Annotated in this window: 26 protein-coding genes; 1 reads left to right on the forward strand and 25 read right to left on the reverse strand. The window is 47.0% G+C overall.

The features are described 5' to 3' along the window. Window positions 1–20: 20 nt before the first annotated feature. The 23 genes from rpmD to rpsL form a co-directional block, all read right to left on the reverse strand. Window positions 21–203, reverse strand: coding sequence for a 50S ribosomal protein L30 (gene rpmD, locus ABC765_RS09540; RefSeq protein ID WP_006500605.1), 183 nt, complete (start codon window positions 201–203; stop codon window positions 21–23). Window positions 204–217: 14 nt separating this feature from the next. Next, window positions 218–727, reverse strand: coding sequence for a 30S ribosomal protein S5 (rpsE, locus tag ABC765_RS09545; protein WP_033934646.1), 510 nt, complete (start codon window positions 725–727; stop codon window positions 218–220). Between the two features lie 21 nt (window positions 728–748). After that, window positions 749–1,114 carry a 50S ribosomal protein L18 gene (gene rplR, locus ABC765_RS09550; RefSeq protein WP_033934647.1) on the reverse strand — a complete coding sequence of 122 codons (366 nt, stop codon included), beginning with the start codon at window positions 1,112–1,114 and terminating at the stop codon, window positions 749–751. A gap of 57 nt (window positions 1,115–1,171) precedes the next feature. Next, window positions 1,172–1,708, reverse strand: coding sequence for a 50S ribosomal protein L6 (rplF, locus tag ABC765_RS09555; protein ID WP_034539406.1), 537 nt, complete (start codon window positions 1,706–1,708; stop codon window positions 1,172–1,174). 28 nt (window positions 1,709–1,736) lie between these two features. Further along, complete coding sequence (gene rpsH, locus ABC765_RS09560) at window positions 1,737–2,135, reverse strand: 30S ribosomal protein S8 (protein WP_033934649.1); 399 nt, start codon at window positions 2,133–2,135, stop codon at window positions 1,737–1,739. 30 nt (window positions 2,136–2,165) lie between these two features. Further along, complete coding sequence (locus tag ABC765_RS09565; protein ID WP_074504970.1) at window positions 2,166–2,351, reverse strand: type Z 30S ribosomal protein S14; 186 nt, start codon at window positions 2,349–2,351, stop codon at window positions 2,166–2,168. Window positions 2,352–2,368: 17 nt separating this feature from the next. Continuing rightward, window positions 2,369–2,911: a 50S ribosomal protein L5 gene (gene rplE, locus ABC765_RS09570; protein ID WP_006500610.1), complete on the reverse strand. Its 543-nt coding sequence runs from the start codon at window positions 2,909–2,911 to the stop codon at window positions 2,369–2,371. A gap of 28 nt (window positions 2,912–2,939) precedes the next feature. Then, entirely contained in the window at window positions 2,940–3,248 is a 309-nt protein-coding gene (gene rplX / locus ABC765_RS09575) for a 50S ribosomal protein L24 (RefSeq protein ID WP_006500611.1), read from the reverse strand. 31 nt (window positions 3,249–3,279) lie between these two features. Beyond that, a complete protein-coding gene (rplN, locus tag ABC765_RS09580) occupies window positions 3,280–3,648 on the reverse strand; it encodes a 50S ribosomal protein L14 (protein ID WP_006500612.1) in 369 nt (122 codons plus the stop codon). A 66-nt stretch (window positions 3,649–3,714) separates the two neighbouring features. Next, entirely contained in the window at window positions 3,715–3,975 is a 261-nt protein-coding gene (rpsQ, locus tag ABC765_RS09585; RefSeq protein ID WP_006500613.1) for a 30S ribosomal protein S17, read from the reverse strand. Window positions 3,976–3,999: 24 nt separating this feature from the next. Continuing rightward, entirely contained in the window at window positions 4,000–4,206 is a 207-nt protein-coding gene (rpmC, locus tag ABC765_RS09590; RefSeq protein WP_006500614.1) for a 50S ribosomal protein L29, read from the reverse strand. Continuing rightward, a complete protein-coding gene (gene rplP, locus ABC765_RS09595) occupies window positions 4,196–4,627 on the reverse strand; it encodes a 50S ribosomal protein L16 (protein WP_033934650.1) in 432 nt (143 codons plus the stop codon). Before rplP ends, rpmC begins: the two co-directional genes overlap by 11 nt. 16 nt (window positions 4,628–4,643) lie before the next feature. Beyond that, window positions 4,644–5,297 carry a 30S ribosomal protein S3 gene (rpsC, locus tag ABC765_RS09600; protein WP_006500616.1) on the reverse strand — a complete coding sequence of 218 codons (654 nt, stop codon included), beginning with the start codon at window positions 5,295–5,297 and terminating at the stop codon, window positions 4,644–4,646. A gap of 11 nt (window positions 5,298–5,308) precedes the next feature. Continuing rightward, on the reverse strand, window positions 5,309–5,656 hold the full coding sequence (rplV, locus tag ABC765_RS09605; protein ID WP_006500617.1) for a 50S ribosomal protein L22: 348 nt from the start codon (window positions 5,654–5,656) through the stop codon (window positions 5,309–5,311). Window positions 5,657–5,672: 16 nt separating this feature from the next. Continuing rightward, on the reverse strand, window positions 5,673–5,954 hold the full coding sequence (gene rpsS, locus ABC765_RS09610) for a 30S ribosomal protein S19 (protein WP_033934651.1): 282 nt from the start codon (window positions 5,952–5,954) through the stop codon (window positions 5,673–5,675). 40 nt (window positions 5,955–5,994) lie between these two features. Further along, a complete protein-coding gene (gene rplB, locus ABC765_RS09615) occupies window positions 5,995–6,843 on the reverse strand; it encodes a 50S ribosomal protein L2 (RefSeq protein ID WP_033934652.1) in 849 nt (282 codons plus the stop codon). Between the two features lie 23 nt (window positions 6,844–6,866). Continuing rightward, window positions 6,867–7,160, reverse strand: coding sequence for a 50S ribosomal protein L23 (gene rplW / locus ABC765_RS09620; RefSeq protein ID WP_006500620.1), 294 nt, complete (start codon window positions 7,158–7,160; stop codon window positions 6,867–6,869). Next, complete coding sequence (rplD, locus tag ABC765_RS09625; protein ID WP_033934653.1) at window positions 7,160–7,783, reverse strand: 50S ribosomal protein L4; 624 nt, start codon at window positions 7,781–7,783, stop codon at window positions 7,160–7,162. The genes rplW and rplD overlap by 1 nt, the downstream gene beginning before the upstream one ends. Before the next feature lie 22 nt (window positions 7,784–7,805). Beyond that, complete coding sequence (rplC, locus tag ABC765_RS09630) at window positions 7,806–8,465, reverse strand: 50S ribosomal protein L3 (RefSeq protein ID WP_006500623.1); 660 nt, start codon at window positions 8,463–8,465, stop codon at window positions 7,806–7,808. 37 nt (window positions 8,466–8,502) lie between these two features. Beyond that, complete coding sequence (gene rpsJ / locus ABC765_RS09635; RefSeq protein WP_033934655.1) at window positions 8,503–8,811, reverse strand: 30S ribosomal protein S10; 309 nt, start codon at window positions 8,809–8,811, stop codon at window positions 8,503–8,505. Between the two features lie 536 nt (window positions 8,812–9,347). Next, the gene (gene fusA, locus ABC765_RS09640) at window positions 9,348–11,432 is read right to left on the reverse strand and encodes an elongation factor G (protein WP_033934656.1); all 2,085 of its coding nucleotides are present in this window, start codon (window positions 11,430–11,432) and stop codon (window positions 9,348–9,350) included. 136 nt (window positions 11,433–11,568) lie between these two features. After that, entirely contained in the window at window positions 11,569–12,039 is a 471-nt protein-coding gene (gene rpsG / locus ABC765_RS09645) for a 30S ribosomal protein S7 (RefSeq protein WP_006500626.1), read from the reverse strand. Between the two features lie 19 nt (window positions 12,040–12,058). Then, on the reverse strand, window positions 12,059–12,472 hold the full coding sequence (rpsL, locus tag ABC765_RS09650; RefSeq protein WP_006500627.1) for a 30S ribosomal protein S12: 414 nt from the start codon (window positions 12,470–12,472) through the stop codon (window positions 12,059–12,061). Between the two features lie 264 nt (window positions 12,473–12,736). On the opposite strand from rpsL, the gene ABC765_RS09655 reads away from it, so the two are divergent. Further along, a complete protein-coding gene (locus tag ABC765_RS09655) occupies window positions 12,737–13,420 on the forward strand; it encodes a prepilin peptidase (protein WP_347980335.1) in 684 nt (227 codons plus the stop codon). 25 nt (window positions 13,421–13,445) lie between these two features. Here ABC765_RS09655 and ABC765_RS09660 read toward each other — a convergent pair whose 3' ends face one another. Further along, complete coding sequence (locus tag ABC765_RS09660; protein ID WP_347980336.1) at window positions 13,446–14,612, reverse strand: ABC transporter permease; 1,167 nt, start codon at window positions 14,610–14,612, stop codon at window positions 13,446–13,448. Between the two features lie 96 nt (window positions 14,613–14,708). Next, window positions 14,709–18,347, reverse strand: coding sequence for a DNA-directed RNA polymerase subunit beta' (gene rpoC / locus ABC765_RS09665; protein WP_347980337.1), 3,639 nt, complete (start codon window positions 18,345–18,347; stop codon window positions 14,709–14,711). Window position 18,348: the final 1 nt, after the last annotated feature.

An 18,348-nucleotide genomic window follows, 5' to 3' on the forward strand; every position in this document is an offset into this window, starting at 1 on the left:
TCCTTATTGTAGATTTTTAATTACTTGACTTCTTCAATGGAAACCAAGTGAGCAACCTTAAAGATTGCACCACGCGTTGCCGCGTTGTCTGGCAGGACATTGGAGCTGCCGATCTTGCCCAGACCCAATGCCTTAACCGTACGACGTTGAGTTGGCTTACGGTGGGCAACACTGTGGATCAAAGTAACTTTAACTTTAGCCATGATCTATGTCCTCCTTATTCTGCCAGGTGATCAACGGAGACGCCACGAAGTTGAGAAACTTCTTCGGCACTCTTCAGAGCCTTCAGACCTTCAAACGTTGCACGAACAACGTTGATTGGCGTGTTGGAGCCCAAACGCTTGGAAGTAACGTCAGCAACGCCGGCCAGTTCCATAACGTTACGAACCGCACCACCGGCAGCAACCCCAGAACCTTCAACGGCTGGCTTGAGCATGATCTTGCCACCGCCGAAAGTACCAATAACTTCGTGAGGAATGGTCGTACCAACGATTGGAACTTCAATCAGGTTCTTTTGAGCAGCTGCAGAAGCCTTGCGGATAGCTTCTGGAACTTCTTGAGCCTTACCAGTACCAAAACCAACGTGACCCTTCTTGTCGCCGACAATTACCAAAGCGGCAAAGCGCAGACGACGACCACCCTTAACAACCTTGGTAACCCGGTTGATCGAAACGACTTGATCTTCCAGATCCAGCTTGGATGGGTCAATGTAAGATTGTGATGCCATACAGGTTATTCCTCCTTTTCCTTAGAATTGCAGACCGTTTTCACGAGCTGCTTCAGCCAGGGCTTGTACACGACCATGGTACAGGTAGCCACCACGGTCAAAAACAACGCTGCTGATGTTCTTTTCTACACCGCGCTTAGCGATCAGAGCACCAACACCGGCAGCTTGTTCCGTCTTAGTGTTGCCACTGACTTCACTGTCGAGAGTTGAGGCACTTGCGAGCGTCACACCCTTTACGTCATCAATCAATTGAGCGTAAATGTTTTTGTTAGAACGGTAAACACTTAAACGTGGGCGCTCTGCAGTACCAGAGATCTTACCGCGAACGCGCATGTGACGGCGTTGACGGATCTTGTTCTTATCTGGTTTAGAAATCACAACTGTCACCTCTTGATTCTTTTAATTTTGGTTTTAAATTATTTATGCAGCTAAGCTGCTAGACGATTACTTACCAGTCTTACCTTCCTTACGCAGGATGTATTCATCTTCGTAACGAATACCCTTACCCTTGTAAGGTTCTGGTGAACGAACGGCACGAACTTCGGCAGCAAATTGGCCAACGTGTTCTTTGTTGATACCGCTGATTTCAATCGTCGTGTTGTCTGGAACGTTAACTTCCAGATCTTCTGGCTTTTCCATTTCAACTGGGTTGGAGTAACCAACAGTCAGGATCAGCTTGCTACCCTTGGCTTGAGCACGGTAACCAACACCGACCAGCTTCAGAGTCTTCTTAAACCCGTTGACAACACCTTCGATCATGTTGTTAACATTGGCACGCGTAGTACCGTGGACCATCTTAGCCTTCTTGTCGTCATTTTCCCGTTCAAACGTTACTTCGCTGTCAGTAACGTTCATCTTGATCAATGGGGAGATTTCGCGACTCAGAGTACCCTTAGGCCCCTTAACAGTTACGACGTTGCCTGATTGAGAAACCTCTACGCCTTGTGGCAGTTCGATTGCCTTGTAACCAATACGACTCATGTGTACACCTCCGATCTTATTTAATTAATTACCAAATGTAGGCGATAACTTCGCCACCGATTTTCTTAGCACGGGCAACCTTGTCAGTCACAACCCCTTCAGAAGTTGAGATGATGGCAATACCCAAACCATTGAGAACCTTTGGCACAGCGTCAGCCTTAACGTAAGAACGCAGACCAGGCTTTGAAATCCGCTTCAGACCAGAAATGACACGTTCGCCATCCTTGCCGTACTTCAGGAATACGCGGATGATGCCTTGCTTGTTGTCTTCAACGTATTCAACATCGCGAATGAAACCTTCTTGCTTCAAGATTTCAGCGATGTCCTTCTTCATCTTTGATGCAGGTACTTCTACAGAATCGTGGTGTGCCATGTTGGCATTGCGAATCCGAGTCAGAAAATCTGCAATTGGATCACTCATAGACATCGATATTTTCCTCCTTTGTCGGTGATTTGTTTACCAGCTAGCCTTCTTCATACCAGGAATTTGTCCTTCATGGGCAAGTTGACGCAAGCAAATCCGGCATAGGTGGAACTTACGGTAAACGGAGTGCGGACGGCCACAACGAACACAACGCGTGTAGGCACGCGTGGAGTACTTGGCTGGGCGGTTGCACTTAGCGATCATTGATTTTTTAGCCAATTTGTGGACCTCCTTAATTACTTAGCGAATGGCATGCCCATTTGAGCAAGCAATTCATGACCTTCTTCATCAGAGTTGGCAGTCGTAACGATAACAATGTCCAGACCGCGAACGTGGTTAACCTTGTCGTAGTCGATTTCTGGGAAGATCAGTTGTTCGCGAACACCCAACGTGTAGTTACCGTGACCATCAAATGACTTGTTTGATACACCATGGAAGTCACGAACACGTGGCAGTGAAACGTTGATCAGCTTGTCCAGGAAGTCGTACATACGAGTACCGCGCAGCGTAACCTTGGCACCGATGGACATACCTTCACGCAGACGGAAGCCGGCGATGGACTTCTTAGCCTTAGTGATCAGTGGCTTTTGACCAGCAATCAGACCCAGTTCTTCAACAGCTTCATCCAACAGCTTGGAGTTTTGAGTAGCGTCACCGACACCCATGTTCAAAACGATCTTGTCGATCTTAGGAACAGCCATTACAGAAGTGTAGTTGAACTTGTCAGTCAAAGCTGGACGTACTTCACTTTCGTACTTTGCTTTTAAACGGTTTTCCATGAGCAATAATTCCTCCTTCCCCTATTTTTTAGTCGATCGTCTTGCCAGACTTCTTGGCAACACGAACTTTTTTACCGTCAACGACCTTGAAACCAACACGAGTAGGTTCGTTGGTAGATGGGTCAATCAGCATAACGTTAGATGCTTGGATTGGTGCTTCTGCATCAATAATCCCACCGTTTGGGTTAGCGTTGTTTGGCTTTTGATGTTTCTTGATTTGGTTAACGCCTTCAACGATCACGCGGTTTTCCTTGACCAGGACCTTCTTGATGGTACCTTCCTTGCCCTTGTCCTTACCGGCGATGACGCGAACCTTGTCACCTGTCTTTAAAAACATGTGGTGTGCACCTCCTTATTTTCGGTTAATCTTACAGAACTTCTGGAGCCAGGGAGATGATCTTCATAAAGTCATCATCACGCAGCTCACGAGCGATTGGGCCAAAAATACGGGTACCCTTAGGGCTCTTGTCGTTGTTGATCAGGACAGCAGCGTTTTCGTCAAACTTGATGTATGAACCGTCCTTACGGTGCAGACCATGCTTCGTCCGTACAACGACGGCCTTTACAACGTCACCCTTTTTGACAACGCCACCTGGTGTTGCTTGTTTTACAGTAGCGACAATAATGTCACCAATATTACCGGTCTTAACACGGGAACCACCCAAGATCTTGATTACCAAGATTTCGCGGGCACCTGAGTTGTCAGCGACCTTCAACCGACTTTCCTGTTGAATCACTGTTAGTGTCCTCCTTCCATCAGTAAGTAAGAATAATTAAGAATACGAAATCATCACAAAGCGGGATTAATCAGCTTTCTTAACGATCTTAACCAGACGGAAACGCTTCTTAGCAGACAGAGGCCGAGTTTCCATGATTTCAACCGTATCGCCGGACTTTGCTTCGTTGTTTTCATCGTGAGCGTAGTACTTCTTTGAGTACCGTACACGCTTGCCGTAAACTGGGGCACTCTTGTAAGTGTCGATTACGACAGTGATGGTCTTGTCCATCTTGTCGGAAACAACGCGGCCTTGGTAGACCTTACGTGCATTACGTTCATCACTCATGCGCTAATCCTCCTTTTCGTATTCTTATTTGTTTAATTCTTGTTGACGAAGAACTGTCTTAACCCGTGCAATGTTCTTGCGAACGCTCTTAAGGCTTGCAGTGTTTTCCAACTGGCCGGTTGCTAATTGGAAACGTAAGTTAAACAATTGTTCCTTCAATTCCTTTTCACGGTCAAGCAATTGCTCAGTGGTTAATCCATTCAGTTCTTGAACATAATCTTTAGTCTTCATTAGATTGTCCACCTTCCTCACGCTTTACGATCTTAGTGCGAACTGGCATCTTGCTGCCGGCCAAGCGCAGGGCTTCGCGGGCAACGTCTTCAGGCACGCCGGCAACTTCGTACAGAATCTTGCCGCGCTTAACTGGGGCTACCCAGCCTTCAGGAGCACCCTTACCATTACCCATCCGGACACCAACACCCTTGCTAGTGTAGGAAAGGTGAGGGAAAATCTTGATCCAGACCTTACCACCACGCTTCATGTGACGCGTAATAGCAATACGACCGGCTTCGATTTGACGGTTGGAGATCCAGTGGGAATCCAGAGCCTTCAGACCAAATTCACCAAACGTTACGTTCTTGCCACCTTTGGCTTCACCACGCATGTGGCCACGTTGAACCTTGCGGTGCTTTACTCGCTTAGGTACTAGCATGTTTTATTTCCCCTCCTTACTTAGTGTTTTTGTTTGCTTGCTTCTCTGGCAAAACTTCGCCACGGTAGATCCAGGTCTTGATACCCAGTGCACCGTACGTAGTCCGTGCTTCATCCCATGAGTAGTCGATGTCGGCACGCAGAGTGTGCAGTGGAACAGTGCCTTCGGAGTATGATTCAATCCGAGACATGTCGGCACCGTTCAGACGACCAGCAACTTGAATCTTGATACCCTTAGCACCGGCACGCATAGCACGTTGGATAGCACCACGCATAGCACGACGGAAAGCAACACGTGCTTCAAGTTGTTCAGCAACGCTTACACCTACCAGGTGTGCGTCCAAGTCTGGCTTCTTAATTTCAACCACGTTAATGTGGACGCGCTTGCCAGTCAAAGCGTTAAGTTCCTTGCGGAGTGCTTCAACTTCGGAACCACCCTTACCGATAACCATACCTGGCTTGGCAGTGTGAATTGAAACGTTTACGCGGTTAGCAGCCCGTTCAATTTCGATAGTTGAAACAGAGGCGTCAGCAAGTCGCTTTTCAATGTACTTACGGATCCGAAGGTCTTCGCTCAAGTAAGCAGCGTAGTCTTTTTCGGCGTACCACTTAGCAGTCCAGTCGCGAATGACCCCAACACGGAAACCATTAGGATTAATCTTTTGACCCACTATTATCCCTCCTACTTTTCAGTTACAACAACCGTAATGTGGCTGGTCCGCTTGTTGATTGGAGAAGCTGAACCTTTGGCACGTGGACGGAACCGCTTCAGGGTTGGTCCTTCGTTGGCAAAGGCTTCGCTAACTACCAATGAAGCCCGATCCAAGTCAAAGTTGTTTTCGGCGTTAGCAACTGCAGATTTTAATACTTTTTCGACGTCTGAAGCAGCACCATTGGGAGTGAACTTCAGAATAGCAAATGCTTCGGCAACGCTCTTGTTGCGAATGGTGTCAAGAACCAGACGAACCTTACGAGCGGAAACCCGGACCATCTTGGCCGTTGCCTTAGCTGACGTAATGTTTTCAGCCATTGATCAAATTTCCTCCTTACTTCTTGCCCGTCTTCTTGTCATCACCGGCGTGACCACGGAAAGTCCGCGTTGGTACGAATTCACCCAGCTTGTGGCCTACCATGTCTTCTTGTACGTAAACTGGCACGTGCTTGCGACCATCGTAAACGGCGAAAGTGTAACCAATGAAGCTTGGGTAAATCGTGGAACGGCGTGACCAGGTCTTAATAACCGTCTTCTTTTCGTTATCCTTTTGTGCGTCAACCTTCTTCAACAGAGAAGCGTCGGCGAAAGGTCCCTTCTTTAAACTACGACCCATTGTTGTACCTCCTCTCGGGTAATTAGCTATTTGTTACTCATTAACGAGTGTGTGGACCACGCTTGCGACCACGAACGATGAACTTGTTCGAACGTGCCTTGTGTGAGCGAGTCTTCTTACCAACAGTCTTCTTACCCCATGGAGACAGAGGAGATGGCAAACCAACTGGAGCCTTACCTTCACCACCACCATGTGGGTGATCGTTAGGGTTCATTACAGAACCACGAACGTGTGGACGTTGACCTGCGTAACGAGTACGACCAGCCTTACCTTTGATGATCAGGGCATGTTCGTCGTTGCCGACAACACCGATCGTAGCACGGCAAGCAGCCAGAATCATCCGAACTTCACCAGAAGCCAGACGAACCAGAACGTACTTGTCACTTTCCTTACCAAGCAGTTGTGCAGAAGCACCGGCAGAACGAGCGATTTGACCACCCTTACCTGGCTTCAGTTCGATGTTGTGAATAACAGTACCAACTGGAATGTTCTTCAATGGCAGTGCGTTACCAACCTTGATGTCGGCATCTGGACCGGATTGAACTTGCATACCAACCTTCAGACCCTTAGGAGCCAGGATGTATGACTTAACACCATCTGCGTAAACCAGCAGAGCGATGTTAGCAGTACGGTTTGGATCGTATTCGATAGCCTTAACGGTTGCAGGAACGTTGTCCTTGATCCGCTTGAAGTCGATGATCCGGTATTGACGCTTCGTACCGCCACCACGGTGACGAACAGTCATATGACCGTAGTTGTTACGACCAGCGGTGTGCTTTAATGGTGCCAGCAAAGACTTTTCCGGGGTCGTCTTCGTGATTTCAGCGAAGTCGAATCCGGTCATATTACGGCGACCATTAGTGGTACCCTTGTATTTGCGAATTCCCACTGTGTTTTCCTCCTATCTAGAATTTATTCGTTGTCGTCACCGAACAGCTTGATTTCTTTAGAATCAGCTGACAGAGTAACGATGGCCTTGCGACGGCGCTTAGTGTAGCCAACGTAACGGCCTTGACGCTTCTTCTTGCCCTTCAGGTTCATGATGTTAACCTTAACGACCTTAACGTCAAAGATTTCTTCTACGGCGTTCTTAACTTGCGTCTTAGTAGCGCGCAAGTCAACGTCAAACGTGTAGCGCTTTTCGTCCATCACTGCAGTTGATGCTTCAGTGATAACTGGGCGCAAAATGATATCGCGTGCTTCCATTATGCGAGCACCTCCTCTACTTGAGAAAGGGCTGACTTCGTGATGACAATCTTTTGACTGTCAACGACGTTCAGAATGTTAACGCCAGCTGGAGTTACGACCGTGGTGTTAACCAGGTTGCGACCAGACAGAGCAGCGTTCTTGTCTTCGTCAGAAACAACGACCAGGACCTTTTCAGAAACCTTCAGGTTGTTCATAACGCCGGCAAATTCCTTCGTCTTTGGTGCGTCGAAGTTGATGGATTCAACTACAACAAACTTTTCATCAGCAACCTTTTGGGACAGAGCTGACTTGATAGCCAGTTGACGAACCTTACGTGGCAGGTTGAAGTTGTATGAACGTGGAGTAGGTCCGAAGACGATACCACCACCACGGAATTGTGGTGCACGGATAGAGCCTTGACGAGCACGACCCGTACCCTTTTGACGCCATGGCTTCTTACCACCACCGCGAACTGCGGAGCGGTTCTTAACGGCGTGCGTACCTTGACGCATGGATGCGCGTTGACGCAGGATGGCTTCGTATTCAGCGTTTTCGTTTGGTTCAATACCAAAGATGTCTGCGTTCAATTCGATGGTGCCGTTTTGGCTACCGTCTTGCTTAAATAATGCAACGCTTGTCATTTACTTTCTTCCTCCCTTCTGATTAGTTGTGTTGCTTGCTCAGGCTCTTCTTAGTGTTGGCCTTCACAGAGTTCTTAATCGTAACGTAGGACTTGTTAGCGCCTGGAACGTTACCCTTGATCAACAGTACGTTGTTTTCCAGATCAACCTTTACAACCTTCAAGTGTTGCATGGTAACAGTGTTGCCACCCATGCGACCTGGCAATGCCTTACCCTTGAATACGTGGTTGATGATGGCACCCAACGAACCTGGACGACGGTGGTAACGAGAACCGTGAGCCATAGGACCACGACGTTGGCCGTCCTTGTGGATGTTACCTTGGTAACCATGACCCTTAGTGATACCCGTTACATCAACAGTTTCGCCTTCCGCGAAAATGTCTGCCTTAACTTCGTCACCGACTTTAATGTCGTCCCCCAGTTCAGCGTCGCGGATTTCACCGATGAAGCGCTTAGGGGTCGTGTTTGCTTTTGCTGCATGACCTTGTTCGGGCTTGTTGCTTAAGATTTCGCGCTTGTCGTCAAAACCAAGTTGAACAGCACTGTAGCCGTCGTTTTCAACCGTCTTAACTTGCATAACAACGTTTGGCGTTACGTCGATTACCGTAACTGGAACCAATTCACCGTTGTCAGCGAAAACTTGCGTCATCCCGACCTTCTTGCCTAAGATTCCTTTGGTCATGAGTACACCTCCAATTTATTTGTTATTAGTTTTTTAATTACAGTTTAATTTCAATGTCAACGCCACTTGGCAGATCAAGCTTCATCAAGGAGTCAACCGTCTTAGGGGTTGGGTCGATAATGTCGATCAAGCGCTTGTGGGTACGCATTTCAAATTGTTCCCGAGACTTCTTGAACTTGTGTGGTGAACGAATCACCGTGTACAGAGTCCGTTCAGTTGGCAACGGAATTGGGCCTGAAACTTGAGCACCGGTCCGCTTAGCGGTGTTAACGATCTTGTCTGCAGATTCGTCAAGTACGCGGTGTTCGTAAGCCTTTAAACGAATGCGAATCTTTTGTTTTGCCATTTTATTCCCTCCTTCGTCAGATTTAAAATTTGACTAGCTCCGTGGAAATTACCGCCACGCCCTATGGCAAAGCGGCCGGGTGTGTCGCAACCTTCCACATCACAGCTTTCACTGATTGGCTGAACCCCGGGGCCTTTAAAATCCCCGTTTCTAAGCTCAAGCACTTATCCATAATACTAAAGAATTGCCGTCGTATCAAGGTTTTTTTTGAATTAATTCTTGATGATTCAATTTGTAACATTCCTGAAAATTTTTTGACGCAGATGCGGCGCAAAAAAATCAGTCGAAATGTTTTTAAATTAACGGCAGTCAGTGAATGACTGAATGGCAACAGTCTGCCGAGTATTATCCCACGTCTTTTTAAGCTTGTCGAGTCTTTTCTCAAAAAAAGACAAATATTTTTTAGAAATCAATTCTCAATTTTATTGATGCAAACCTGACACGATCCAAAATTTCTTTTTATTTTATATAGTAGAAAATAAAAAAAACTCGCCTGCATAGCAGCAGACGAGCTTTGAAGCAAAGAACGAGATTAACTATTCCTTGCCGTTTTTCTTGATGATATCTTCTTGCACGCTCTTTGGAACAGCAGAGTAGTGGTCGAACGTCATCGTGAAGGTACCACGACCTTGCGTAGCAGAACGCAGAGCCGTTGCGTAACCAAACATTTCAGACAGTGGAACGAAGGAGTGGATTTCTTGAGCATTGCCACGTTCTTCCATACCATCGATCGTACCACGACGAGCAGTTACTTGACCCATAACGTCACCCATGTTGTCTTGAGGAACAACAATGTCAACCTTCATGATTGGTTCAAGAATAACTGGGTTAGCCTTCTTAGCAGCGTTCTTCAGTGCCAGAGAAGCAGCAACCTTAAATGCGGCTTCAGAAGAGTCGACTTCGTGGTAGCTACCATCGTAAAGCTTAGCCTTCAAGTCAACCAGTGGGTAACCGGCCAGAACACCATTTTGCATAGCTTCCTTCAGACCTTGTTCAACGGCTGGAATGTATTCACGAGGAACGACACCACCGACAATGGCATCTTCGAATTCGAAGCCGGCACCTTCTTCAAGCGGCGTAAATTCGATCCAAACGTCACCGTATTGACCCTTACCACCGGATTGACGAACGAACTTACCTTGTGCAGAGGCAGCCGTCGTAAATGCTTCACGGTAGGAAACTTGTGGCTTACCAACAGTAACTTCGGCATGGAATTCACGACGCAGACGTTCAACGATGATATCCAGGTGCAGCTCACCCATCCCGGCGATCAAGGTTTCACCAGTTTCAGGGTTAGTTTCAGCCTTGAAGGTAGGATCTTCTTCAGCCAGCTTTTGCAGACCCTTGTCCATCTTGTCTTGGTCAGCCTTAGACTTAGGTTCAACAGAAACTTGGATAACTGGTTCTGGGAAGTCCATTGATTCCAGTTGCAGTGGATGATCTGGATCAGTCAGGGAGTCACCAGTAGTGGTGTTCTTCAGACCGATAGCAGCAGCAATGTCCCCAGAGAACACTTCTGGAATTTCGTGTTGTTGGTTGGAGTGCATTTGCAGCAGACGACCAACACGTTCACGCTTGCCCTTGGTTGCGTTCAGAACGTAGGAACCTGATTGCAGAGAACCAGTGTAGACACGCAGGAACGTCAGACGACCAACGAATGGGTCAGTAGCGATCTTAAATGCCAAAGCGGCAAATGGCTTGTCGTCACCGGCAGTCAGTTCAACCTTTTCACCATTTTCATCAGTTGCTTCGAATGGCTTAACATCCAGTGGAGATGGCAGGTAGTCGATAACGGCGTCCAGCATCATTTGGATACCCTTATCCTTGTAGGCTGAACCTGCCAGAACTGGGAACAGCTCTTCAGACAGAGTAGCCTTACGGATAGCAGCTTTGATTTCTTCAACAGAAAGTTCTTCACCGCCAAGGTACTTTTCCATGATGTTGTCATCAACGTCAGCCAGCGTTTCCAGCAGTGCATCGTGACGAGATTCAGCTTCATCCTTCAGGTCAGCAGGGATTTCAACGGTATCCCAGTTCTTACCTTCAGCATCTTCATCGTAAACGTAGGCAACCATCTTAACCAGGTCGATAACACCGATGAAGTCATCTTCAGCACCAATTGGCATTTGGATTGGCAGTGGCGTAACGTTCAGACGGTCCTTGATCGTTTGAACAGAGTAGTCAAAATCGGCACCCATCTTGTCCATCTTGTTGGCAAAGACGATTCGAGGAACATCGAAGTCGTCAGCTTGACGCCAAACAGTTTCGGTTTGTGGTTCAACACCGGCTTGAGCGTCCAAAACCGTTACGGCACCATCAAGAACACGCAGCGAACGTTCAACTTCGACAGTGAAGTCAACGTGACCTGGGGTGTCGATGATGTTGATACGGTAGTCTTTCCAAACGGCCGTAGTGGCAGCGGACGTGATCGTGATACCACGTTCCTTTTCTTCATCCATCCAGTCCATTTGGGAAGCACCATCATGGGTTTCACCAATCTTGTGAATCTTACCAGTGTAGTAAAGAATCCGTTCAGTGGCCGTGGTCTTACCAGCATCGATGTGGGCCATGATCCCAATGTTACGGGTCTTTTCAAGAGGGTATTCACGTTTGTTAGCCATCTTAAAAGTTTTCTCCTTCCAGTTAAAAAAATCAATTTAAATTAGTTTTAGAAAAAGGGGTGACGTTCGATTAAATATCTGCGTCACCCCTCACATCATAGTCGACAGCTAAGCAGCTATCAACAATTGATGAAGCTTACCACCGGTAGTGAGCAAAAGCACGGTTGGCTTCGGCCATGCGGTGAGTATCTTCCTTCTTCTTAATTGAAGCACCAGTGTTGTTGGATGCATCAATGATTTCGCCTGCCAGACGTTCAACCATGGTGTGTTCACCACGAAGACGAGCGTATTGAACAATCCAACGCAGGCCCAGCGTTACTCGACGTTCTGGACGAACTTCGATTGGAACTTGGTAGTTGGAACCACCGATACGGCGTGCCTTAACTTCCAGAACTGGTTCAACGTTGTCCATAGCTTGTTGGAAAACTTCTACTGGATCGTTGCCAGTTTGTTCCTTGATGCGGTCAAAAGCAGCGTACAGAATCTTAGTAGCAGTACCCCGCTTACCGTCGATCATCAGGTGGTTGATCAGACTAGTAACCAGCTTTGAGTTGTAAATTGGATCTGGCAATACTTCTGGCTTTACAACATGTCCTTTACGTGGCATTGATTTACCCCTCCTTTAATTATTTCTTAGGCTTCTTGGCACCGTACTTGGAACGACCTTGCATACGGCCTTCCACACCGGCAGTATCAAGAGTACCACGGATGATGTGGTAACGAACCCCAGGAAGGTCCTTTACACGACCACCACGGATCAAAACAACTGAGTGTTCTTGAAGGTTGTGACCAACACCTGGAATGTAGGCAGTAACTTCGATCAGGTTGGACAGACGAACACGAGCGTACTTCCGCAAAGCAGAGTTAGGCTTCTTAGGCGTCATCGTGCCGACACGAGTTGCAACCCCACGCTTTTGTGGAGATGGTGCAGCGATTTCTTCCTTCTTGAAACTGTTGTAAACGTAACCCAGAGCAGGTGACTTTGACTTGCCCTTGTGGCTCTTACGGCCCTTACGTACCAATTGGTTAATGGTTGGCATGTAGTTATACCCCTTTCTTGTTTTTAAGTCCACACATCCAGGTGATTCTTTTTTAAGTATAAAAAAATTCCCGAATGCTATTCTTTTATGTGCCTTCGCCGACGCATGTCATCTGCCCCAACGACAGACACAATCCGTTGCTAAAAAAAGCACCTTAAATACCCTATCATGCATCCCCTAAAATGTCAACGGACAGTAGATTTTTCTTTTAGTGCTAAATTTAACTTTTTTGCATATAGCAATATTAGAAAGGGGAAACTTAAAATGATTGTCTTAAAATTATTGGCTGCTGTTTGGGGCGCTTGTCTGGCTTCTTTCATCAATACGGTTATCTGGCGTCTGCTTAATCAGATCTCACTGTTTGATCCCCAAAGATCCTATTGTGATAATTGCCACCAGCAGCTAATCTGGTGGCAGCTGATTCCGGTTATCGGCTGGCTGATTCAAAAAGGTCGGTGTTATTTTTGTCATGCATCCGTCGACTCTTACTCAACGTTCAGTGAGCTCATAAATGGCTGGCTTTGGTATGAACTGTTTATCCTTGATCCTAAAATCATAACGGCATTATTGGTACTGTCAACCAGCCTGCTGGTCTGCTCGGCAACCGATTATTTTGCCCAGTGGATCTGGCCAATCTGGCTAATTGGTCTGTTTAGCCTGTTTTGGCTTTTAAATCAAAAATGGCAATGGCTGCGTTTGTCGGCAGCCATTGCCATCTTAGGCGGTTTATTGATTATAAGTTTTTTGACCAGTAATGGCATCGGTATTGGCGATATTGAGTTGATCTTTATCCTGCAGCTCTGCACTTCAATAAAATTTGTTGCCACTACCGTTTTAATTGCGGCTGGTCTGGGAGTATTAAGTCTTCGATCTCGATATCAGGCTTTGCCTTTTGTTCCCTACTTAAGTCTTGGTATCGTTATTACTCTGATATTAACACCGAGCTAGTCAACTTTGGATTTAATCATTACAGCTATTGATGATCATCATTTTTTTCGATTCGAATCGGAAAAATCTGATCACCAATCCGAGCAAGATACTCCAGGTTTTGAAAAAGTAAAAGCAGCCACGAAAATGATAAGCCGAATTCCAACAGTTCAAAGGCAGTTAAAGAAAGATAGTTGGTAACTTTAAATACCAGCCAGTCAAGTGCCATTATGCCGCCAATAATATAGGAAATCTTTAAAAACTGTCTAGACAGTCCTGGCATCAGCCATCTTAACAGGCCGATGATCAAAATCATAATATAAACCAGCCACATTGAAATCCGATCATGTAAGACGTGATATTGCGGATCATTTGGAAAACAGCCGATCCCACCCAAACAAGCTGCCTCAGCATACAGAAGAATTCGCAGGACTCTAACACCTCGATCAGGATATTTTTTCTGCAGATTAAAGAACAGGTAATCAACTAAGGTCGCCATCAAGAGAGCTGAAAAAATCAAAGTAATGTTAAATCGCCAATAGGTAGCATTCTGCTGCGTCCCCAAATAGCTAAAATTATAGTGCCACCAGTCACGATTTGAATTGGTCAGCATTGAAAACAGCATTCCACCAATAATCATAATCATCATTGAATTAGTAATAACCGCTTCAGAAATCGTCATCGCCAGATTAAGCATTCCATAGGTGATTGCTGCAACAAATAAAAAGACGAATAAAGTTGAGGTGTAGATGTCAAAACTGGCACCAGCAAACATTTTCTCCGCGAGCCAAAAAACAATCATGATCGAAATCGCCAAAATCGTTCCAAAAGCAACCAGCAGCGTCGGCAGATTACGCCAATGCAGCTCCATCGCCGGCCCGCTGCGATGTCTTTTTTGTCTGATGAACGCGGTCGCAAAAGCCACGACGCCGCTAAACGTTCCAAGATAAAGTGCCGCAAAGCCAATTGACCAGTTACCGGTTAATGAAATAACCCAATGATGATTGGCCCAGCTAAGGCAGAAAAAGATAACTGCTGCCAGCACTGCGGGAATCAGATACCAACGCATCATAATCTGGGGCAGCATTTCAACAGTGCGACTCGGCCGAATCGTCAATGTCTTATTGTCAACCATCAATACTAAAGAGGTATTTTTCTCCAGCTCTAGATTTTCTACTGCTTTGGCTGGTAAATCAATTCGATATTTTTTCATAGCAAATTCCCAAAAATAACAATGGGGCCCAGCATTTGGAATCAAACCAAATACTAGGCCCCACGAATAGCACTATTTAATCACAAAAGCTTTAGCCTACTTTTGTTTTTTCATTTCGGCTTCGATATCGCTGGTTGATTTCATTGGTGCGTCGGCAGCTACAGCAACTTCTTTTGGCTTGATGTTGCGGTAGTTGCTCATACCAGTACCGGCAGGAATCAGCTTCCCGATAATAACGTTTTCCTTCAAACCAACCAATGGATCGTTCTTGCCACGAATAGCAGCATCCGTCAAGACACGAGTCGTTTCTTGGAAGGAGGCAGCAGACAGAAAACTGTTGGTCTCCAAGGCAGCCTTGGTAATTCCCAAGATAACCGGACGTGACGTTGCCGGAATGTTACCAGCAACCAGCGTGTCACGGTTGGCATCGCGGAATTGACTGATATCCATCAATTCACCCGGCAACAGATCAGTATCGCCAGGATCCATGACGCGAACCTTGCGCATCATTTGACGAATCATGATTTCAACGTGCTTGTCGAGCAGATCAATACCCTGCATCCGGTAAACCTTTTGAACTTCAGCCAACAGGTAGGTTTCCGTAGACAGAACGTCGCGAACGCGAATCAGTTCCTTAGGATCAATCGAACCTTCATTCAATTGCATCCCACGGTGAATGTAGTCGCCTTCTTCAACCTTAAGACGAGCCGTGATTGGCAGCGTGTAAGTCCGTGTGTCGTTTTCACCAGCAATCGTAACGTCTTTGGTCCGTTCAGCTGGGTTTTCTTCGATTGATTGAACTTCACCGGTAACTTCAGAAATCGTTGCCTTACCTTTAGGATTCCGTGCTTCTACGATTTCTTGCACACGAGGAAGACCTTGCGTGATATCGTCGTTGCCAGCAACCCCACCAGTGTGGAAGTTCCGCAGCGTCAATTGAGTACCTGGTTCACCGATTGATTGAGCAGCAACCGTACCAACGGCTTCACCGGCCTCAACCTTGTCGCCAGTAGCAGCGTTACGACCGTAGCAGCGTTCGCAGACACCGTGTTCAGTGTTGCAAGTGAAGGCTGAGCGGATCGTTACCTTCTTAACTCCAGCATCAACGATCTTTTGAGCCATCTCTTCGTCAACCAAGACGTTCTTGTCACAGATCTTCTCGCCAGTTTCTGGATCAAAGACGGACTTCATCGTATAACGACCCAGAATCCGATCATAAAGCGGCTCGATCATTTCATTGCCTTCAGTAATTGCGGCAACATCCAGACCGCGATCAGTACCACAGTCTTTTTCACGAACGACCACGTCTTGGGCAACATCGACCAGACGACGAGTCAAGTAACCTGAGTTGGCAGTCTTAAGGGCCGTATCAGTCATACCTTTACGAGCACCGTGAGATGACAAGAACATTTCCAGAACTGAAAGACCTTCACGGAAGTTTGAAAGGACTGGCAGTTCCATGATCTTACCGTTAGGAGCGGCCATCAGACCACGCATCCCGGCCAGCTGAGTAAAGTTGGAGATGTTACCACGAGCACCCGAGTCAGACATCATGTTGATTGGGTTGTGGATGTCCATATGTTCAATCAGCTTGTTTTGAACTTCATCTTTAGCATCATTCCAAATGCCAATAACTCGTTCATAACGTTCATCATCAGTAATCAGACCACGACGGAACTGCTTGGTAACCAAAGCAACCTGCTTGTGAGCATTTTCGATGATTGCCGGCTTTTCTTTCAAGTCAGTAATATCGGCAATCCCCACGGTAACACCAGAAATCGTGGATTCGTAGTAACCCAGATCCTTGATGCGGTCAAGGAATTGCGAAGTCTTGGTAACCTTGTACTTCTTGTAGACTTCGGCAATGATGTCAGACAAGAAGCCCTTCTTAAATGGTGGAACCAATGGTGCATTTTCCAAGTAGGCGTGAATATCTTCACCCTTGTCCAGGAAGTACTTTTCAGGAACACCATTCAACAGATTGTCATTGGTTGGTTCATTGATGTAGTAGTAGTCTTCTGGCATGATGCCGTTGAAGATCAGCTTACCAACACTGGTAACCATGATCTGACTGCGCTGTTCATCAGTAAATGGCTTCTTTGGCATTGAAGAGACCTGAACCCCAACTCGCGTCTGCAGGGCAACAAAGCCATCCTTGTAAGCCATGTATGCTTCATTTGCATCCTTGAAGATCATGCCTTCGCCTTCACGAGCCTTGTCTTCGGTCGTCATGTAGTAGTTACCGATAACCATATCTTGAGAAGGTGCCACGATTGGTTCACCGTCACGAGGCGACAGGATATGGTGAGCAGCCAGCATCAGCAGACGGGCTTCAGCTTGTGCCTCATCAGACAGTGGAACGTGAATAGCCATTTGGTCACCGTCAAAGTCGGCGTTGTAGGCAGCACAAACCAATGGGTGCAGACGCATTGCCTTACCAGATACCAATACCGGTTCAAAGGCTTGAATACCCAAACGGTGCAGAGTAGGTGCCCGGTTAAGCAGAACTGGGTGTTCACTGATAACGTCTTCCAAGACATCGAAGACCTTGTTGTCACGCTTATCGATCAAGCGCTTGGCAGCCTTAACGTTGGTAGCCAGGCCCCGCTTGGTCAATTCATGCATGATAAACGGCTTGAACAGTTCCATTGCCATTGGTACTGGCAGCCCCATCTGGTTCATCTTCAGGTTAGGACCAACATCAATAACCGAACGACCAGAGTAGTCAACACGCTTACCCAGCAGGTTTTGACGGAAACGCCCTTGCTTACCTTTCAGCAGGTGAGAGAGCGACTTCAATGGACGGTTACCAGGACCAGCAACTGGACGACCACGACGACCGTTATCAATCAGGGCATCGACGGCTTCCTGCAGCATCCGCTTTTCGTTTTGAACGATGATGCCAGGCGCGTTCAATTCCAACAGCCGCTTCAGACGATTATTACGGTTGATAACCCGCCGGTACAGATCGTTCAAATCTGAAGTTGCGAACCGGCCACCTTCCAGTTGTACCATTGGCCGTAAATCAGGCGGCATAACTGGAATAACATCCATAACCATCCATTCTGGCTTGTTGCCAGACTTTAAGAAGGCTTCCAAAATGTCCAGACGACGAACGGCGCGCGTCCGCTTTTGGCCAGTGGCTTCTTTCAAGACGGCTTTTAATTCGGTAGCTTCCTTTTCCAGGTCAACGTCAGCCAACAGTTTTTGAATGGCTTCAGCACCCATTTCAGCAGTAAAGCGGTCACCGTATTCTTCCTTCTTTTCACGGTATTCCGCTTCAGAGAGCAATTGTTTCTTTTCCAGTGGCGTGTCACCGGCATCCAAAACAACGTAAGAAGCAAAATAGATAACTTCTTCCAGGGCACGTGGGCTCATGTCCAAGACCAAGCCCATTCGACTAGGAATACCCTTGAAGTACCAAATGTGAGAAACAGGGGCGGCCAGCTCAATGTGCCCCATCCGTTCGCGACGTACCTTGGAGCTGGTAACCTCAACTCCACAGCGGTCACAAACGCGGCCCTTGAAACGAATCCGCTTGTACTTGCCACAAGCACATTCGTAATCCTTGGTTGGACCAAAGATTCGTTCGTCAAACAGACCGTCTTTTTCCGGCTTCAGCGTCCGGTAGTTGATCGTTTCCGGCTTTTTAACTTCCCCGTACGACCAGCTGCGGATCTTTTGTGGTGAGGCCAGACCGATCTGCATGCTTTCAAATTTATTGACGTCAATCAAA

The organism is Limosilactobacillus sp. WILCCON 0051, from assembly GCF_039955095.1.
GTDB classification, from domain to species: domain Bacteria; phylum Bacillota; class Bacilli; order Lactobacillales; family Lactobacillaceae; genus Limosilactobacillus; species Limosilactobacillus allomucosae.

What these genes read in the sequence shown, in the direction of transcription:
- rplE (WP_006500610.1), bottom strand. Translation starts at nt 2,911, where the DNA reads ATGGAAAACCGTTTAAAAGCAAAGTACGAAAGTGAAGTACGTCCAGCT.
- ABC765_RS09655 (WP_347980335.1), top strand. Translation starts at nt 12,737, where the DNA reads ATGATTGTCTTAAAATTATTGGCTGCTGTTTGGGGCGCTTGTCTGGCT.
- rplV (WP_006500617.1), bottom strand. Translation starts at nt 5,656, where the DNA reads ATGGCTGAAAACATTACGTCAGCTAAGGCAACGGCCAAGATGGTCCGG.
- fusA (WP_033934656.1), bottom strand. Translation starts at nt 11,432, where the DNA reads ATGGCTAACAAACGTGAATACCCTCTTGAAAAGACCCGTAACATTGGG.
- rplC (WP_006500623.1), bottom strand. Translation starts at nt 8,465, where the DNA reads ATGACCAAAGGAATCTTAGGCAAGAAGGTCGGGATGACGCAAGTTTTC.
- rplP (WP_033934650.1), bottom strand. Translation starts at nt 4,627, where the DNA reads ATGCTAGTACCTAAGCGAGTAAAGCACCGCAAGGTTCAACGTGGCCAC.
- rplX (WP_006500611.1), bottom strand. Translation starts at nt 3,248, where the DNA reads ATGTTTTTAAAGACAGGTGACAAGGTTCGCGTCATCGCCGGTAAGGAC.
- rpsJ (WP_033934655.1), bottom strand. Translation starts at nt 8,811, where the DNA reads ATGGCAAAACAAAAGATTCGCATTCGTTTAAAGGCTTACGAACACCGC.
- rplD (WP_033934653.1), bottom strand. Translation starts at nt 7,783, where the DNA reads ATGACAAGCGTTGCATTATTTAAGCAAGACGGTAGCCAAAACGGCACC.
- rpsG (WP_006500626.1), bottom strand. Translation starts at nt 12,039, where the DNA reads ATGCCACGTAAAGGACATGTTGTAAAGCCAGAAGTATTGCCAGATCCA.
- rpsQ (WP_006500613.1), bottom strand. Translation starts at nt 3,975, where the DNA reads ATGAGTGATGAACGTAATGCACGTAAGGTCTACCAAGGCCGCGTTGTT.
- rpsL (WP_006500627.1), bottom strand. Translation starts at nt 12,472, where the DNA reads ATGCCAACCATTAACCAATTGGTACGTAAGGGCCGTAAGAGCCACAAG.
- ABC765_RS09660 (WP_347980336.1), bottom strand. Translation starts at nt 14,612, where the DNA reads ATGAAAAAATATCGAATTGATTTACCAGCCAAAGCAGTAGAAAATCTA.
- rplF (WP_034539406.1), bottom strand. Translation starts at nt 1,708, where the DNA reads ATGAGTCGTATTGGTTACAAGGCAATCGAACTGCCACAAGGCGTAGAG.
- rpsE (WP_033934646.1), bottom strand. Translation starts at nt 727, where the DNA reads ATGGCATCACAATCTTACATTGACCCATCCAAGCTGGATCTGGAAGAT.
- rpmC (WP_006500614.1), bottom strand. Translation starts at nt 4,206, where the DNA reads ATGAAGACTAAAGATTATGTTCAAGAACTGAATGGATTAACCACTGAG.
- rpmD (WP_006500605.1), bottom strand. Translation starts at nt 203, where the DNA reads ATGGCTAAAGTTAAAGTTACTTTGATCCACAGTGTTGCCCACCGTAAG.
- rpsH (WP_033934649.1), bottom strand. Translation starts at nt 2,135, where the DNA reads ATGTCTATGAGTGATCCAATTGCAGATTTTCTGACTCGGATTCGCAAT.
- rplW (WP_006500620.1), bottom strand. Translation starts at nt 7,160, where the DNA reads ATGGAAGCACGCGATATCATTTTGCGCCCAGTTATCACTGAAGCATCA.
- rpsS (WP_033934651.1), bottom strand. Translation starts at nt 5,954, where the DNA reads ATGGGTCGTAGTTTAAAGAAGGGACCTTTCGCCGACGCTTCTCTGTTG.